The sequence below is a fragment of the Streptomyces sp. ITFR-6 genome (genome assembly GCF_031844725.1).
Classification (GTDB): Bacteria; Actinomycetota; Actinomycetes; order Streptomycetales; family Streptomycetaceae; genus Streptomyces.
In genome coordinates this window covers 6,719,962-6,736,016 of the sequence record NZ_CP134612.1, presented here as the reverse complement: position 1 = coordinate 6,736,016, position 16,055 = coordinate 6,719,962, and the positions used below count along the sequence as shown (strand labels likewise).

The 16,055-nt window shown below is 71.7% G+C and carries 14 protein-coding genes; 3 read left to right on the top strand and 11 right to left on the bottom strand.

The features are described from left to right. Positions 1 to 19: 19 nt before the first annotated feature. The 7 genes from RLT59_RS30660 to RLT59_RS30630 form a co-directional block, all read right to left on the bottom strand. Positions 20 to 847, bottom strand: coding sequence for a DUF6807 domain-containing protein (locus RLT59_RS30660; RefSeq protein WP_311306409.1), 828 nt, complete (start codon positions 845 to 847; stop codon positions 20 to 22). Next, the gene (locus tag RLT59_RS30655; protein ID WP_311306408.1) at positions 844 to 2,049 is read right to left on the bottom strand and encodes a Gfo/Idh/MocA family protein; all 1,206 of its coding nucleotides are present in this window, start codon (positions 2,047 to 2,049) and stop codon (positions 844 to 846) included. The genes RLT59_RS30660 and RLT59_RS30655 overlap by 4 nt, the downstream gene beginning before the upstream one ends. A gap of 5 nt (positions 2,050 to 2,054) precedes the next feature. Then, positions 2,055 to 2,975, bottom strand: a complete 921-nt coding sequence (locus RLT59_RS30650) for a carbohydrate ABC transporter permease (protein WP_311306407.1) — start codon at positions 2,973 to 2,975, stop codon at positions 2,055 to 2,057. Next, positions 2,972 to 3,901, bottom strand: coding sequence for a carbohydrate ABC transporter permease (locus RLT59_RS30645; protein ID WP_311306406.1), 930 nt, complete (start codon positions 3,899 to 3,901; stop codon positions 2,972 to 2,974). Before RLT59_RS30645 ends, RLT59_RS30650 begins: the two co-directional genes overlap by 4 nt. A 162-nt stretch (positions 3,902 to 4,063) precedes the next feature. After that, complete coding sequence (gene araD, locus RLT59_RS30640; protein ID WP_311306405.1) at positions 4,064 to 5,791, bottom strand: L-arabinonate dehydratase; 1,728 nt, start codon at positions 5,789 to 5,791, stop codon at positions 4,064 to 4,066. Then, complete coding sequence (locus tag RLT59_RS30635; RefSeq protein ID WP_311306404.1) at positions 5,788 to 6,690, bottom strand: dihydrodipicolinate synthase family protein; 903 nt, start codon at positions 6,688 to 6,690, stop codon at positions 5,788 to 5,790. Before RLT59_RS30635 ends, araD begins: the two co-directional genes overlap by 4 nt. Before the next feature lie 32 nt (positions 6,691 to 6,722). After that, a complete protein-coding gene (locus RLT59_RS30630) occupies positions 6,723 to 7,379 on the bottom strand; it encodes a GntR family transcriptional regulator (protein ID WP_024494075.1) in 657 nt (218 codons plus the stop codon). Between the two features lie 266 nt (positions 7,380 to 7,645). Between RLT59_RS30630 and RLT59_RS30625 the strand changes: the two genes are divergently transcribed. Beyond that, positions 7,646 to 8,878: an MFS transporter gene (locus tag RLT59_RS30625; RefSeq protein WP_311307909.1), complete on the top strand. Its 1,233-nt coding sequence runs from the start codon at positions 7,646 to 7,648 to the stop codon at positions 8,876 to 8,878. Here the strand turns inward: RLT59_RS30625 and RLT59_RS30620 are convergent. Continuing rightward, complete coding sequence (locus RLT59_RS30620; RefSeq protein WP_311306403.1) at positions 8,861 to 10,039, bottom strand: hypothetical protein; 1,179 nt, start codon at positions 10,037 to 10,039, stop codon at positions 8,861 to 8,863. The two genes, RLT59_RS30625 and RLT59_RS30620, sit on opposite strands and share 18 nt — an antisense overlap. Continuing rightward, positions 10,036 to 11,004, bottom strand: coding sequence for a 5-dehydro-4-deoxyglucarate dehydratase (locus RLT59_RS30615; protein WP_311306402.1), 969 nt, complete (start codon positions 11,002 to 11,004; stop codon positions 10,036 to 10,038). The genes RLT59_RS30620 and RLT59_RS30615 overlap by 4 nt, the downstream gene beginning before the upstream one ends. 638 nt (positions 11,005 to 11,642) lie before the next feature. On the opposite strand from RLT59_RS30615, the gene RLT59_RS30610 reads away from it, so the two are divergent. Further along, the gene (locus RLT59_RS30610) at positions 11,643 to 12,452 is read left to right on the top strand and encodes an NAD-dependent epimerase/dehydratase family protein (protein WP_311306401.1); all 810 of its coding nucleotides are present in this window, start codon (positions 11,643 to 11,645) and stop codon (positions 12,450 to 12,452) included. 82 nt (positions 12,453 to 12,534) lie between these two features. Continuing rightward, positions 12,535 to 13,740: a TerD family protein gene (locus tag RLT59_RS30605; protein WP_311306400.1), complete on the top strand. Its 1,206-nt coding sequence runs from the start codon at positions 12,535 to 12,537 to the stop codon at positions 13,738 to 13,740. Positions 13,741 to 13,854: 114 nt separating this feature from the next. On the opposite strand, the gene RLT59_RS30600 is transcribed toward RLT59_RS30605, so the two are convergent. Further along, a complete protein-coding gene (locus RLT59_RS30600; protein ID WP_037711258.1) occupies positions 13,855 to 14,085 on the bottom strand; it encodes a hypothetical protein in 231 nt (76 codons plus the stop codon). 321 nt (positions 14,086 to 14,406) lie between these two features. Further along, positions 14,407 to 15,903, bottom strand: a complete 1,497-nt coding sequence (locus RLT59_RS30595; RefSeq protein ID WP_311306399.1) for an alkaline phosphatase PhoX — start codon at positions 15,901 to 15,903, stop codon at positions 14,407 to 14,409. Positions 15,904 to 16,055 lie beyond the last annotated feature (152 nt).

Genomic DNA, 16,055 nt, shown 5'->3' with positions numbered 1-16,055 from the left:
CGGTCGTCCTGCACGGCGCTCACGCGGTCACCGCCCGGCGGACGTGGGCGGCGGCCGTGGCCCGGTCGAGCCGGCCGTCCGCGATGACGGTGACGACGCGGCGTACGACGGTGGCTCCGGCGGGGACGGACAGCCGGTGGGCGGCGGCGAGGGACGAGCCGACGCCCGGGTACTCGGTGCTCCGTACGAACCACGGGTCGCGGCGGGTCTCCTCCGTCGCCCCCGCGAACACCAGGGTCCAGCCGTCGCCGCTCATCGCGACCCAGTCGGCGGCGCGTCCGTGCACCGCCTCCTCGCCGTCCCCGTGGCCGCTGAACACGGCGGGCGCCGAGGGTTCCTTGGGGGCGCGCCAGAAGAAGCCGCCGTATCCGGCGCCCGGCCTGCCGTTGGTGGCGGGGCTGCCGATCGACAGGTCGGCGCTGCCCCGGTTGGTGAGCGAGAAGGAGAAGTCCAGCGCCCAGGCGGTGTCGGAGAGTTCGGTGGCGGCGACCGTGCGGTGCTCCCGCAGCAGCTCGGTGTCTTCGGCCTCCCAGCTGAGCTCCTCGACGAAGCCGTCCGGGTCGCGGAGCTTCCAGCCCAGGTGGCGCTGGACCCCGTGGTTGTCGAGCGCGGTGGGGCCCTGGCCACGGACGAAGGTGCGGCCGCCCCAGAAGTTGTGCCCCGCCACATCGGGCACGGCGACGGAGGTGCCCAGGTGGTGGAGGTGGTCGGCCGGGTGCTCCTCGGTGACCGGGATGCCGCCGAGGGTGGTGACGGGGTGCAGATAGGGGCGGCCCCCGGGGGCCGGGAGGTAGGTGTAGCGGCCGACGGGGCGGCCGGCGCAGCTCAGGAGTGCGGTGGTGGTCATGGTGAACTCACCTCTGTCGGGAGCGCCCAGGGGACGCCGAGTTCGGAGAAGAGCCTGAGGGTGTCGGCACCCGCCGCGACGGCCGCGTCGATGCCGCGCACCACCCGGCGGGTGCCGTCGCCGCTGAGGGCGGGGGCGGTGTGCCAGGCGTCGGAGGGCAGGGCGGCGGGTTCGGGGGCGTTCCGTACGGCTTCGACGACCCGCATGAACGCGCCGGTGCGGTGCGGCGGGGCCAGGAGTGCGGTGCCGTGTGTCAGGTGGGCGACGAGGTTCTCCAGGAGGTCGGTCCGTCCGTGGACCTTCTCCCGCGGGCCGTGTCCGGCGCGCTGGAGCAGGACCCGGTCCTGCTTGTACCAGAAGGTGATCCGGCCCCGGTCGCCGTGGACGATCACATAGGGTTCCCCGGCCTGCTCCGCGCAGAGGGTGACGGCGGCGGTGACCGGCCGTCCGGACGTCGTGGTGAGGCGGACGCAGGAGGTGTCGTCGGCCTCGATGTCGTGGGCGCGGAAGAGTTCGGTCTCGATCGACGCGATGTCGTGGGCCGCACCGCTGCCGGCGAGTTCGAGGGCGGTGGCGACGGCGTGGGCGAGCGGGTTGGTGAGTACCCCGTCCACCACGTCGGTGTCACCGATCCGGCGCCGCCCCGCCCAGGGCGCCCGCCCGTAGTAGGCGTCGTCCCTGACCCAGGCGCCGGCGGCCCCGTAGCCCCGCACGGTGCCGATGGCGCCGGTCCGGACGAGTGCGCGGACGGCGGGCACCGCGTGCGAGCCGAAGGACTGGAAGCCCACCTGGCAGGCGATCCCGGCGTCCCGTACCCCGGTCAGGATCCGCTCGAAGTCGGCGAGGGTCGCGGCGGGCGGCTTCTCCAGCAGCAGGTGTACGCCGCGGGCGGCGGCGGTGAGGGCCAGTTCGGCGTGGGTCTGGATGGGGGTGCAGATGACGGCGGCGCGGGCTCCGGTGGAGTCCAGGAGCGCCCCGAAGTCGGCCGACTGCTCCGGAGGTTCGGAAGCGAAGGCGGCGGAGGGGGCGAAGGCGGCGAGTTCGGCCGCGTCGAGCGGGTGGAGTTCGCAGACCCCGGCGAGCCGGACGAGGCCCTGGTCCTGGAGGCGGCGGATATTGGCGAGGTGCCAGCTCCCGTGGCCCCGGGCGCCCGCGAGGACGACCGGCAGCGGGGCGGTGTGCGTGCTGTTCGTCGGGCCCATGCGCCTCAGCCCTTCACGGCGCCGGCGCTGAAGCCGGTGATCAGCCACTTCTGGATGAAGGCGAAGACGATCACCACGGGGACCGCGGCGATCACCCCGCCCGCCGCGAGCGCGCCCAGGTCGACGCTGTCCGCGCCGATGAGGGTGTTCAGGCCGACCGGGATCGTCTGCTTGTCCTGCTCGCTGAGGAACATCAGGGCGAACAGGAAGTGGTTCCAGCTGTGCACGAAGGCGAACGAGCCGACCGCGATCAGCCCCGGCCGCAGCAGCGGCAGCACCACCGCGCAGAAGGCACGGAAGCGCGAGCAGCCGTCCACCCAGGCGGCCTCCTCCAGCGAGACGGGCACGTTCTTGATGAACCCGCTGATCAGGATGATGGAGAGCGGCAGTTGGAAGACGGTCTCCGCGATGACCACACTGCCCAGCGAGTTGATCATCTGGAGGTTCTTGAAGATCTCGAAGAGCGGTACGAGCATCAGCGCGCCCGGGATGAACTGCGAGCAGAGCAGCGCCAGCATGAAGCCGTTCTTGATCCTGAAGTCGAACCGGGCGAGCGCGTAGCCGCCGGCCAGGGCGACGAGCGTGGTGGCGATCAGGGTGCAGATCCCGACGATCATGCTGTTCTGGAAGAAGACGGCGAAGCTGCGCTCGTTCCAGACCTTGTCGAAGTGCTCCCCGGTCGTCGGCCACGGCACCAGCGAGGTGGACCCGGCGGGGCGCACGGCGAACAGCAGCATCCAGTAGAACGGGATGAGCGTGAAGACCAGGTAGATGCCGAGGGGTACGTAGATCTGCCGGCGCGGCACCTCGTCGAAGGCGCGCTCGCGTCCGGGCCCACGGCGCCGGTGCGCGGCGGGCGGGCGGGTGTTCTGCGCGGGCGGGTGTACGGAGTGGGTGCCGTGCTTCTCGGCCAGTGCGGCGGTCACTTCTGGTCGCCTCCGAACTTGCTCAGGCGCAGATAGACGATCGAGCAGAAGAGGAGGATCACGAACGCGACGGTGGTGAGCGCGGAGGCGTAGCCGAAGTCATGTCCCTCGATGCCGGTGTTGGCGACGTAGAGCGGCAGCGTGGTGGTCTCGCCCGCGGGTCCGCCTCCGGTGAGGGTGTAGAGCAGGTCGACGTTGTTGAACTCCCAGACGCCGCGCAGCAGGGTGGCGAGGATGATCGCGTCCCGCAGGTGCGGCAGGGTGATGTGGAAGAACTGGCGCAGCCGCCCCGCGCCGTCGACGGACGCCGCCTCGTACAGCTCCTTGGAGACGGACTGGAGGTCAGCGAGGATGAGGATGGCGAAGAAGGGGACTCCGCGCCAGAGCTCGGCGACGGTCGCGGCCCAGAAGACGGTGCCGGTGTCGGAGAGCACGGAGGTGCCGTAGTCCCCGATGCCGGCGTCCGCGAGGTAGCGGCTGAAACCGGTCGAGGAGTTGTAGAGCAGGATCCAGATGGTGCTGGTCAGCACGCCGGAGACGGCCCAGGGCGAGAAGACCATGGCGCGGGAGAGGCCCCGGCCGATGAAGCTCTGGTTGACGATCAGGGCGAGCGCGAGCCCGAGGGCCAGCTGCAGCGCGACCTGCGTGACCACCCACTGGGCGCTGAACCCCAGCGTGGTCCAGAACTGGTCGTCCTCGGTGAAGATCCGGGTGAAGTTGTCGAAGCCCGCGAAGCCGTTCCGCCACGGCTTGGTGACGTTGTAGTTCTGCAGGCTGTAGTAGAAGACGCTGATCACCGGGTAGGCGATGAAGCCGAGCATCAGCAGCCCCGCCGGGGCGATCAGCAGATACGGCAGTCGGCGGGGGCTCGCGGAGCGGCGCCTGGGCACCTTGGGCGGTGTGGCCACAGCGGCGGCTTGGGCCATGACACGTCTCCGTTCTCTGGAGGTACGAGCTACGAGGTACGGGGTACGGCGTACGGGCGGTGCGTGTAGCGCGCAAGCGCTTGCCGCATGGCGTTCGACCTGTCGAACACGGCGGTGTACGGGCGGTACACAGGGCGGTGCGCGGAATTCCGGTGGGGCCGTTCAGCCGGCGTACGGGTCCGGCACTTCTCCCGGCCGGGCCAGGAAGGCGAAGTCGCAGCCGGTGTCGGCCTGGGTGATCTGGTCCTGGTAGAGCGCCGGGTATCCGCGCTCGTAACGGTTGACCGGCGGCGTCCACTTGTCCCTGCGCCGGGACAGCTCCTCCTCGCTCACGTCGAGATGGAGCAGCCGCGCCTCGACGTCCAGGGTGATCAGGTCGCCGGTACGGACGAGGGCGAGGGGCCCGCCGACATAGGACTCGGGCGCGATGTGCAGCACGCAGGCCCCGTAACTGGTGCCGCTCATCCGGGCGTCGGAGATCCGCACCATGTCCCGTACGCCCTGCTTCAGCAGGTAGTCGGGGATCGGCAGCATGCCGTACTCGGGCATCCCGGGGCCGCCCTTGGGCCCGGCGTTGCGGAGCACCAGCACATGGTCGGGGGTGAGCGCCAGGGCCGGGTCGTTGATGGTGCGCTGCATCTCCTGGTAGTCGTCGAAGACGACCGCGGGACCGGTGTGGCGAAGCAGACGGGGCTCGGCGGCGATGTGCTTGATGACGGCGCCGTCCGGGCAGAGGTTGCCGCGCAGCACCGCCACGCCGCCCTCGTCGGCCAGGGGGTTGTCGCGCTCCCGGATGACGTCGCTGTTGTGCACGAGCGCGCCGTCGAGCTGCGCGCGCAGGGTGTCGTGCGTGACCGTGGGCCGGTCCAGGTGGAGTACATCGGTGAGCCGGGCCAGGAATCCGGGGAGCCCGCCCGCGAAGTGGAAGTCCTCCATGAGGTACTTCCCACCGGGGCGGAGATTGGCCAGCACCGGGACGGTACGGGCGACGCGGTCGAAGTCGTCCAGGCTGAGCCTGACGCCGGAGCGGCCCGCCATCGCGATGAGATGGATGACGGCGTTGGTGGAGCCACCGAGCGCGAGGACGGTGGCGACTGCGTCCTGGTACGCCTGGGCCGTCAGGATCTCGGACAGCTTCCTTTGCCGCCACACCAGTTCGATGATCGCGAGCCCCGACCGCGCGGCCATCCGGTCGTGCCCGGAGTCGACGGCCGGGATGGAGGAGGCGCCCGGGACGGTGACGCCGAGCGCCTCCGCGGCGGCGGTCAGGGTGGAGGCGGTGCCCATCGTCATGCAGTGCCCCGGCGAGCGGGCGAGCCCGTTCTCCAGCTCGGCCATCTCGCAGTCACCGATGAGCCCGGCCCGCTTGTCGTCCCAGTACTTCCACATGTCGGTGCCGGAGCCGAGGACCTCGTCCCGCCAGTGTCCCGGCAGCATCGGCCCGGCCGGCACGAACACGGCCGGCAGGTCCACCGACGCGGCGCCCATCAGCAGCGCGGGCGTCGACTTGTCGCAGCCGCCCAGCAGCACCGCCCCATCGACGGGGTAGGAGCGCAGCAGTTCCTCCGTCTCCATCGCCAGCATGTTGCGGTAGAGCATCGGGGTCGGCTTCTGGAACGTCTCCGAGAGGGTGGAGACCGGGAATTCGAGCGGGAAGCCGCCCGCCTGCCAGACGCCCCGCTTGACCGCCTGGGCGCGGTCGCGGAGATGGACGTGGCAGGGGTTGATGTCGGACCAGGTGTTGAGGATCGCGACGACCGGCTTGCCGAGGTGCTCCTCGGGGAGGTAGCCGAGCTGGCGGGTGCGGGCGCGGTGGCTGAAGGAGCGCAGCCCGTCGGTGCCGTACCACTGGTGGCTGCGCAGCTTCTCGGGGGCGATGCGGCCGGTCATACCGACCACCCCGCTATCTGGTCCGCGACCTCGGCGCGCCGCGCCTCGGGGAGCACCCGGCTGGGCGGGCGGACGTCGCGGCCGCAGAGCCCGAGCGAGGCCAGGGCCTCCTTGACGACCGTCACGTTGTCGGCGGACTGCCCCTCCGCGCGCAGCTCCTCGAAGCGGCGGATCCGCTCCCACACCTTCATGGCGGCCGGGTGGTCACCGGCCCGCAGCGCCTCCAGCATGGCCAGCGAGACACCGGGGGCGACGTTGACGAGCCCGGAGGTGAATCCGGTGGCGCCCGCCGAGAAGTAGGAAGGGGCGTACAGCTCGGCGAGACCGGCGATCCAGACGAACCGTTCCAGGCCCGCGTCCCGGGCGAAGGCGGCGAAGCGGGCGGCGTCCGGGACGGCGTACTTGACGCCGATGACGTTGGGGCAGTGGTCCGCGAGCGTGGCGAGGCGCTCCCCGTCCAGCTGCGGGTTGCGGATGTAGGGCACCACGCCGAGTCCGGGAACGGCCTCCGCGATGGCCCGGTGGTAGTCGATCCAGCCGTCCTGCGAGACGTACGGGTGGACGGGCTGGTGCACCATCACCATCTCGGCGCCGGCGTCCCTGGCGTGCTCGGCGGCGGCGACGGCGGTCGGCACGTCGTGGCCGACCCCGACCAGGATCGTGGCGCGGCCGCCCGTCTCCTCGATGGTCAGCTCGGTGACGGAGCGCCGCTCGTCGGGGGTGAGCGCGTAGAACTCGCCCGTGTTGCCGTTCGGGGTGAGGATGCGCACGCCGCCGTCGAGCAGCCTCCGCAGCAGGGCGCGGTGCGCCGCCGAGTCGATGGTGCCGTCCGCGGCGAACGGGGTCACCGGGATCGCCACGACGTCCGCGAGAGCCGCCTTCAGCGGTGTGAGGTCCATGCGGACTGGCCTTTCTTCGGTGTGCCGGTGGTTCACGCCGCGCCGCCCCCGTCCTCGTCGTCGGGGAACGCGCGGCGGACGAACGACGCGATGTGGTCGTGCAGGGCGCCGGCCGCCGCGTCCGCGTCGTCGGCCAGCGCGAGCCGCAGGATCTCCCGGTGCTCGGCCGCCTCCCGCTCCCAGGACGGGATGGTCGCCCAGGCCACGGTCGACACGAGGGCCGCCTGATCGCGGACCTCGTCGAGCATCCGCGACAGCAGCGGGTTGCCGCAGGGCAGGTAGAGCGCCCGGTGGAAGTCCCGGTTGGCGAGCGACCTGTCGGCCTTGTCGCCGGCCGAGTCGGCGCGCTCCAGGGCCTCCTGGGCCGCGTCGAGCGAGGCCTTGCGGGTGATGGAGCGGCGCAGCGCCTCCGGTTCGAGCAGCAGCCGCACGTCGTACACCTCCCTGGCCATGGTCGCGTCGACCAGGCGCACGGTGACGCCCTTGTACTGGCTCATGACGACGAGTCCGGTACCGGCCAGGGTCTTGAGCGCCTCACGGACAGGGGTCTTGGAGACCCCGAACTGCGCGGCCAGCTCGGTCTCCACGAGCGCCTGCCCTGGTCTCAGCTGCGCCGTGAGGATCGCGTGCTTGATCGCCTCCAGCACGTACTGGGTGCGGGACGGAATCGGGGTGGGCGCAAAGGTCATGGGTGAAGGGCTCTCACATCTCGCGTATCGCGTCTCATATATGACGTACGAAGTACGACGCGATGAAGCTAGAGGCGCCAGGAATGTTTCGTCAACGCTTCCGACAGAAGAACTTCGCCGGACTACGACGTGCGCCCTACACCGGTCCCGGCCGCGGTCCGCCCCGCCGGGCGGGCCTACGGCATCCTCCCGATGCCCCGGACCGGCCTCAGACGCCAGCCTGACCGCACAACACACGCGCAGGTCAGGGAGGTTCGGTGGGCACGATGACGGGTTCCGCGGCGGTACGGGTACTGGGCGACCGGACGGCGGGGCTGTTCCTGGCGGCGGTCGTGGTCTCCGGATTCGGCAGCTCCGCGATGTCGCTCGCGGCCGGGATCTGGGTCAAGTCCCTGACCAATTCCGACAGTCTGGCCGCGCTCGCCCTGTTCACCGTCTGGCTGCCGGTGCTCTTCGGCCCGGTCCTGGGCGCGGTGGCCGACCGGCTGCCCAGGAAGCCGCTGCTGGTCCGGTCGAACATCGTCATGGCCCTGCTGCTGCCGGCCCTGACCGCGGTGGACTCGGCGGGGCGGGTCCGGATCCTGTTCGCGGTGCTCCTGGTCTACGGGACGAGCTCCGTGCTGATGGACTCGGCGGAGTCGGCGCTGGTCGCGGGGGCCGTGGACGCCCGGCTGCTGGGCGACTTCAACGGACTGCGGATGATGGCGAACGAGGGCATGAAGCTGGTGGCCCCGCTCACCGGGGCGGCGCTCTTCACCCGGTTCGGCGGCGTATCCGTGGCCCTGCTGGACGCGGCCTCCTTCGCGCTGGCCGCCGGACTCTACGGACTGCTGCGGGTGCGGCACGCGGCACCCGCGGCGACCGGGGACGGCGCGGGCGGCTGGACCGCGGGGGTGCGGCAGGTGTGGGGTTCGACGGTGCTGCGGCCGCTGGTGCTCATGGGATCGGTCACGATGCTGTGCGCCGGGCTCAACGGGGCGACGCTGTACGCCGTCGTGGACCGGACGCTCGGCCACTCCCCCGCGTACGCGGGAGTGCTCTCCGCCGTACAGGGCGTCGGGTCCGTCGCGGTCGGGCTGCTGGCCGGACCGCTGCTGCGGCGGCTCCCGGAACGGTTCTTCACCGCGGCGGGCATCGCCCTCTTCGGAGTGGCGGTGGGGCTGCGCGCGGTGCCGCACGACGCGGTCGCGCTGCTGGCGTGCGGGCTGATCGGGGCCGGGCTGCCCGGTGTGCTGATCGCCGCGATGACGGCGGTGCAGCGGGAGACGCCGGACGCGCTGCTGGGGCGCACGGCGGCGACCGCCGGAACGCTGATGTTCGCGCCCAACGCGGTGGCGCTGGCGCTGGGCGCGGGGCTGGTCGCGGTGGTGGACGTCCGGGTGCTGCTGCCGCTGGTGGGCGCGGTGGCGCTGGCGGCGGCGGTGGCCCTGGTCACGGGCCGGCGGGGGCGGCCGACGAGCGCCCCCGCCGGCCCGCTCCCGTCATCGGCCGAGGCGTGAGAGCGCTCCGGCGACGGCCTCCAGATCCGGACCGGAGGCCAGCCCCGCGTGGTACAGCCGCAGTTGGTTCGCCCCGAGCGAGAGCGCGTGCCGCGCGTCGCGTTCCAGGGTGTCCGGGCTGCCGCCCATCCCCCGCACCACGGTGAGGTTGGCCGCGAGGACACCCGCCCGTCCGCCGAACGGCCCGAGCACCGCCTCGCGCGCCGCGTCGCCCCCGGTGCACGGCAGCACCACGCCGTCCGCCACCGACAGGATGTGCTCCGGGTCCACACCCACGTTCGCACCCGAGCGGTACGGCGCGGGGTCGGCGTGCAGCAGCACCTGGAAGCCGGGGGCGGCCGCCGCCCGTACCGCGCCGACCACCGACTCCTGGAGCCCGCGGGCCACCTCGGTGCGCCACCGGAGGGTGGCCGCCGCGAGGTCCGCGCCGAGGAGCTTCTCGACGCCGGACCAGCCGGTTTCCGGCGATCCTGTACCGGACCAGGACGGCTCCAGCGCCCGGCGTACCGCCCGGCCCAGCTCGTCGGCGTCCAGCCCCTGGCCCGCGTATCCGGTCCGGCAGTCGGGGCAGAAGCAGAGCGACATCAGGTACTGCGCCACGTCGCCGAGGCCGACGCCCGCGATCTTGTCGTGGGCGTGCAGATGCGCGAAGCCGTACCAGCCGCAGGACTCCAGCTCTGTACCGTGCGTACCGCCGCGCACCGCGGCCTCCGCCGCCAGCTCCACCAGGTAGTCGCGGACGGCCGGCTGCGCGATGCACGGGGCCCACGGGTAGCGGTCGCCGTAGGCGTTGACCACGCAGATGTCCGGATGCTCCGCGCCCAGCCGGGAGTTGTGCGCCAGCACCACCCAGCTGTGCACCTGGAGCCCGGCACCGGCCAGCGCCTCAGCCGCCTCGGCGTAGGGATCGTCGGAGGCCACCCAGGACTGCGTGTGGGGCCGCAGCCGCCGCCCCTCCCACCGTCCGGGCTCCGGCGGGTAGAGCACCGCCGCGTGCTCGGCCGTGACGATGCGGTGGCCGGGGTGGCGCGGGGTCAGCGCCCGGGTGGAGTGGTAGGCGGCGGCGAGCGTCACCTGCTGGACGCCGAGGTCCGCGACGCGGGCGGCCGCGTCCGGGTCCCCGACGATGTCCCAGGGATACAGGAAGGCGGAGGTCCTCACCCGCGCTCCCCGGTGCCGTCGGCGGCGCTCCGCTCCAGCAGTGCGCGGCCGCTCGCGATGATCCCGGTCAGCTCCTCGATGTGCGCGGCCGGCGGCTCGGTGAGCGGGCTGCGCACCTGCCCGACGTCCAGGCCCTGGAGCCGGACGGCCGCCTTGACCAGCGACACCGCGTACCCCCGGCCCTTGGACCGGAGTTCGACGAGCGGCCGGTAGAAGTGGTCGAGCAGCGCGTTGACCCGGTCGTCGTCGCCCCCTTCGAGGGCCCGGTAGAAGGCCAGCGCGATATCGGGTGCGAAGGCGAAGACCGCGGAGGAGTAGAGCGTGACGCCGATGCCCCGGTAGGCGAGACCGGTGAGCTCGGCGGTGGGCAGCCCGTTGAAGTACAGGAAGTCCCGGCCGGGCAGTCCGGTGCGGACGGCGCTGACGATGCGCTGCATCAGGTCGAGGTCGCCGTAGCCGTCCTTGAGGCCGATGATGCCCGGTGTCTGCGCCAGAGCGAGAACGGTCTGCGGGGTGAAGACGGCGTTGTCGCGCTGGTAGACGATCGTCTCCAGTCCGGTGGCGGCGGCGAGCGCCGTGTAGTGCGCCAGCAGGCCCTCCTGGTCGGCCACGACCAGGTACGGCGGCATGGCGAGGAGCCCGTCCGCGCCCGCCTCCTCCGCGAGCTTCGCGAACTGGACCGCGAGCGCGGTGCCGTACCCGGCGCCCGCCACGACGGGCACCTGGCCGGCCGTCTCCTTGACCGCCGCGGCGACGACGAGCTGGAACTCCTCGGGCGTCAGGGCGTGGAACTCACCGGTCCCGCAGCAGGCGAAGACGGCGGCCGCACCGGCGTCGATGCCCTGGCGCACATGCGCGCGGAAGACATCGAGGTCGACGGAGCCGTCGGGTCCGTAAGGGGTGACGGGGAAGAAGAGCGGCCCGGCGACAGCGGTGAGTCGGGCGGCAAGAGGGGCTGAGGACACGGGCGCTCCCTGAGCAGGTTCAGGCGTGCACAATTCTGATCGGCGTCCATATTTATGAACACTCCTACGCTAAGGCAGCGCCTTGGCGCGGGTCAAGATGAGGTGCGGGTACTCCGCGTTGCGGGTGCGCCCGCCCGGTGGGTGGGGGGCGGTGCCCCTCCGGGGAGACTCCTCGGGAATGGCGTGTTCACCCGGGACCGTAAGGGACCCGGGTCGTACGCCATTCCCTGCGGGGACTCCCCTGCACGTCCCCACCCCAGGCCCAGTCGCGTCTGCACGCCTGTGGAACTGCTGCCGCAGACGCGCGACGGCTCTGGGCTCGGGGGCGTGCAGGGGAGTCCCCGCAGGACGACGAACACAGACCCGGGTACGCAACGCGGACCCGCCGCACGTTCGTCGTTCGAGGAGTCTCCCCGGAGGGACCCCGAACCCCCACCCACCGGGCCAGGGCACACCCCACACCCGGCGGAGCACCCGCACAATCAAGCCCGTCCGGCGATTGAGGACGGAACCCCGCACCAAGGACCCGGACACCCCTTGACGCACCCCCACCCCGCTCCATAACTTGTCCACGCATGTGAACCCCGCCCAAGGACCCGGCGAGCGAAGCCGCCCCCCCGTACCGAGGAGATCCGCGTATGCCCGGCCCCCGTACCGTCCTGCTCACCGGCGCCGCCGGCGGACTCGGCACCCTCATGCGCGGGCTGCTGCCCACCCACGGCTACCGGCTGCGCCTGCTCGACATGGTCCCCATCGAGGGCGAGCCGGACGCCATCACCGCAGACCTGGGCGACACGCAGGCGTTGCGCGAGGCGGTGCGGGGCGTCGACGCGATCATCCACCTCGCGGGCATCTCGCTGGAAGCCTCGTTCGACAAGATTCTCCGGGCGAACATCGAAGGCACCTACAACCTCTACGAGGCCGCGCTCGCGGAGGGCGTACGGCGGATCGTGTTCGCCTCCTCCAACCACGCCGTCGGGTTCACCCCCCGCCCGCTCCCCGGCGACCCGCTGATCCCGATCGGGACCCCGCGCCGCCCGGACACGTTCTACGGGCTCTCCAAGTCCTTCGGTGAGGATCTCGCCCAGCTCTACTGGGACCGGCACGGCCTGGAGACCGTCTCCGTGCGCATCGGCTCCTGTTTCCCGGAGCCGACCTCCGTACGGATGCTCTCGGTATGGATGAGCCCCGGCGACGGCGCCCGGCTCTTCGACGCCGCGCTCACGGCGGAGAACGTCGGGCACACCGTCATCCACGGCTCGTCCGACAACACCCGGCTCTGGTGGGATCTGGCCTCGGCGCGCTCGCTCGGCTACGAGCCGAGGGACGACTCGGAGCCGTACGCGGCGAAGCTCATCGCCGAGCAGGGCGAACTCGACCCGGACAACCCGGACCACGCCCACCTCGGCGGCCACTTCTGCACCAACCCGCCGATCTGGCCGCACTGAGCGCGGCCGGCTCCGCCGCCGTACGGGCGAAGCCGCCCAAAGGTAAGGGAACGGCAAAGCCGGGTCATTCGTTACCTCCTGCATGACCGCTATGACACCCGGCTCGAACATCTCTCTCTCCGCCCCCCGCGTGGCGGTGGACGTCGCCGCTCCGGTGCGGCTCGACGTATCGGGCCTGCTGCTCACCGCCGACGGCAAGGTGCGCTCCGACGACGACTTCATCTTCTACAACCAGCCCACCGGCCCCGGTGTGGCCTACCGCTCCGGCGGCGGCACCGCGCCCGACGCGATCGTGGTCGACACGGCTGCCGTGCCGTCCGGGATCGAGAAGATCGTCATCACCGCGAGCCCGGACGGGGCGGGCCAGACCTTCCAGGGCATCGAGCCCACCGCCACCGTGCGCAACGCGGACGACGGCAGCGTGCTCGCCACCTTCACCCCGCCCCAGCTGAGTGCGGAGACCGCGCTCGTGGTCATCGAGGTCTACCGGCGGGGCGGCGCCTGGAAGGCCCGTGCGGTCGGTCAGGGCTATGCCAACGGGCTGGCCGGCATCGCCACCGACTTCGGCGTCTCCGTCGAGGACGAGCCCGCCGCCGCGCCCGCCCCTGTGGCGCCTCCGGTGCCCGCCGCCGCTCCGGTGGACCCGAGGCTGGCCGCCCCGCCGGTCCCCGCCGCCCCGCCCGCCGCTCCTCCGGCGCCCCCGGCCACGGGACGGATCAACCTGGACAAGGGCCGGGTCAGCCTGCGGAAGAACGAGACGGTGTCGCTGGTCAAGGGCGGCAAGCCGCTGCTCTCGCAGGTCAAGATGGGCCTCGGCTGGGAGCCCGCGTTCCGGGGCAAGGACATCGACCTGGACGCGTCGGTGATCGCCTACGGGCCGGACCGCAACCACCTGGACAGCTGCTACTTCGGCAAGCTCTCCATCCTGAACGGCGCCATCAAGCACTCGGGCGACAACCTCACGGGCGAGGGCGCGGGGGACGACGAGGTGATCGTCGTCGATCTGGGCCGGATCCCGGCGGAGGCGACGGGTCTGGTCTTCACGGTCAACTCGTTCACCGGACAGAAGTTCACCGAGGTGGCCAAGGCCTACTGCCGGCTGATCGACGCTGCCACCGGAGAGGAGCTGGTCCGCTTCGACCTGACGAGCGCGGAGTCGCAGACCGGCGTGATCATGGCCAAGCTGATCAAGCAGTTCTCCGGCGAGTGGGAGATGACCGCGGTGGGCGACTTCGTGAAGTCGCGCACCGTCCGGGGCATGGTCAAGCCCGCCGCCCAGTCGCTCTGATCGTCCGCGGGGGAACGGCTTCAGGGGCACCCGGCTGGTGCGGGTGCCCCTGAAGGCCGTCTGTGAGGAAACGTGGAGGAGTACGGCGGACGCGGCGCGTGCTCGTCGCTTCTCTCAGAGCTTGGTCAGCTTGGAGTACGGGCTCAGGATCCTCCCCTGTCGCCCCGAGAAGTCGATGAGCACTGCGTCGTTGTCGCCCTCGACAGCAAGGACTCGGCCGAGTCCGAACTGGTCGTGCGACACCCTGTCGCCCACATCGAACAATTCGACCGGTGGGGCCGCCTGGGCCGGGCGGTTGAAGGGACTGGAAGGCAGGTGACGCCGGGATCCGGCTGACTGTTTCATTACCTTGAGTATGCGCCCTGGAAACGCCGGACGCCATGCCCGACCGCTCCTGGAGCCCCACTGATGCCGGATTCGTAATCAGCGATTCCGGGCCCGGCGGGCCTCCTGTCCCGCTCCCGGCAAGGGCATCACGCCGAAGCACGCCCCCCGCACGACCCCCCGGGATGTGGCGCTTATCCCTTTCCGACATGGGACGCCGGCGCCCGGTCCGCCGGACGCGAGGTCCGTACGCACCCGGCGGCCCCGCCGGGCCGGTGCCACGCCGCGATGTCCCTCTCCCGGAGGACACCGGCACGGCACGGCACGGACCACTCGTACGTGTTACCGCTGCTCTCGCGGCTGACGCTTCCACGGGCCGGTGACGGCGACCATGATCCCGGGCGTCTGGATGTTGGCGAACAGCGTCTTCCCGTCGGGCGAGAGCGTGACGCCGGTGAACTCGCTGTACTCCGGGTCCTCCTCGGTCCCGGCGTTCAGCTCGTTGCGCGCGATGGGGTAGGTGCGGCCGCTCTCGGTGACTCCGAAGAGGTGCTGCACGCCCTCGCCGTCCTCGGCGATCACCAGCCCGCCGTACGGCGAGACGGTGATGTTGTCCGGGCCGTCGAAGGCGCCGTCCTTCGAGGGGTCGGCGTTGACGCCGAGCAGCACCTTCAGTGTCAGGGTGCGGCGCTTCGGGTCGTAGAACCAGACCTGGCCGTCGTGCTGGACCGGGCTCTCGTCACGGGCGAAGGAGGAGACGATGTAGGTGCCGCCGTCGCCCCACCACATGCCTTCGAGCTTGCGGGCCCGGGTGACGGCCCTGTCACCGAACTGCTTGCGCACCGAGACGGTCTTCGCGTCTCGGTCGGGGACATCGGCCCAGTCCACGCCGTACACGGTGCCGATCTTCGTGGCGCGCGAGAGGTCGTCGACGAACCTGCCGCCGCGGTCGAAGCACTTGATGGCCTGGAGGACCCCGGCGTCGGCGGCGAGCGTGCGCAGCTTGCCGTGGCCGTGCCTGAAGCCGTGCGGCGGGACCCAGCGGTAGAGCAGCCCGTTGGGGCCGGAGGCGTCCTCGGTCAGGTAGGCGTGGCCCTGCTTGGGGTCGATGACGACGGCCTCGTGGGCGTACCGGCCGAACGCCTTGATGGGGCGGGGGTCGCGGTTGGCGCGCTTGTCGTACGGGTCGACCTCGAAGACGTAGCCGTGGTCCTTGAGCAGACCGTTCGTCCCGGCCCTGTCCTCGGTCTCCTCGCAGGTGAGCCAGGTGCCCCACGGGGTGGCGCCGCCGGCGCAGTTGGTGGAGGTGCCGGCGATGCCGACCCACTCGGCGGTGCGGCCGTCGCGGCGGGTCTCCACGACGGTGCAGCCGCCGCCCGCGACCGCGTCGTAGACGAGACCGTCGGTGAGCGGGACCGGGTGCTCCCAGTCGGTGCGGACCCCGGCCAGCTCGTGGTTGTTCACGAGCAGGGTGACGGCACGGCCGCCTTCGAAGGCGGCCGTGCCGTCGTGGTTGGAGGGGGTGTACTCACCGGTCTCCAGCTTGGTGACGCCGCTGTGGGTGATGACCTTGTAAAAGAATCCGGCGGGCAGCGCGAGTATGCCCTTCGGGTCGGGGACCAGCGCCCCGTAGCCGGGTCCGTGGTCGTGCCCGTAGCCGTGACCGTGGCCGTGGCCGTCATGGTCATGACCGTGGCCGTGACCGTCGTGGCCGTGCTTCGAGTCCCCGGCGGCGAGGGCGCCGGGCGCGGTGGCCAGCGCGGCTACGGTTCCGGTGAGGGAGACGCCGGCACCCGTGAGGGCGGACTGTCTGGTGAATTCCCTGTGCGTGAAGGCCATCACGTACTCCTGGTGCAGCTGGGGCGGTAGCGGGCGGGATCACCGTCCCGCGCCTTCGCCAACACCAGTTGAACTGGACGGCTTTCAGGGAATGCCTTCCGTGAACTTCCCCGGTGGCGGGGCCGTCCGCCCCGCCACCCGCCGTCTCCCGC

Excerpts from the sequence above, each read along its gene's own strand:
- RLT59_RS30645 (WP_311306406.1), bottom strand. The coding sequence starts at position 3,901 with ATGGCCCAAGCCGCCGCTGTGGCCACACCGCCCAAGGTGCCCAGGCGC.
- RLT59_RS30635 (WP_311306404.1), bottom strand. The coding sequence starts at position 6,690 with ATGGACCTCACACCGCTGAAGGCGGCTCTCGCGGACGTCGTGGCGATC.
- RLT59_RS30595 (WP_311306399.1), bottom strand. The coding sequence starts at position 15,903 with ATGGCCTTCACGCACAGGGAATTCACCAGACAGTCCGCCCTCACGGGT.
- RLT59_RS30630 (WP_024494075.1), bottom strand. The coding sequence starts at position 7,379 with ATGACCTTTGCGCCCACCCCGATTCCGTCCCGCACCCAGTACGTGCTG.
- RLT59_RS30605 (WP_311306400.1), top strand. The coding sequence starts at position 12,535 with ATGACCGCTATGACACCCGGCTCGAACATCTCTCTCTCCGCCCCCCGC.
- RLT59_RS30610 (WP_311306401.1), top strand. The coding sequence starts at position 11,643 with ATGCCCGGCCCCCGTACCGTCCTGCTCACCGGCGCCGCCGGCGGACTC.
- RLT59_RS30625 (WP_311307909.1), top strand. The coding sequence starts at position 7,646 with ATGACGGGTTCCGCGGCGGTACGGGTACTGGGCGACCGGACGGCGGGG.
- RLT59_RS30600 (WP_037711258.1), bottom strand. The coding sequence starts at position 14,085 with ATGAAACAGTCAGCCGGATCCCGGCGTCACCTGCCTTCCAGTCCCTTC.
- araD (WP_311306405.1), bottom strand. The coding sequence starts at position 5,791 with ATGACCGGCCGCATCGCCCCCGAGAAGCTGCGCAGCCACCAGTGGTAC.
- RLT59_RS30660 (WP_311306409.1), bottom strand. The coding sequence starts at position 847 with ATGACCACCACCGCACTCCTGAGCTGCGCCGGCCGCCCCGTCGGCCGC.
- RLT59_RS30655 (WP_311306408.1), bottom strand. The coding sequence starts at position 2,049 with ATGGGCCCGACGAACAGCACGCACACCGCCCCGCTGCCGGTCGTCCTC.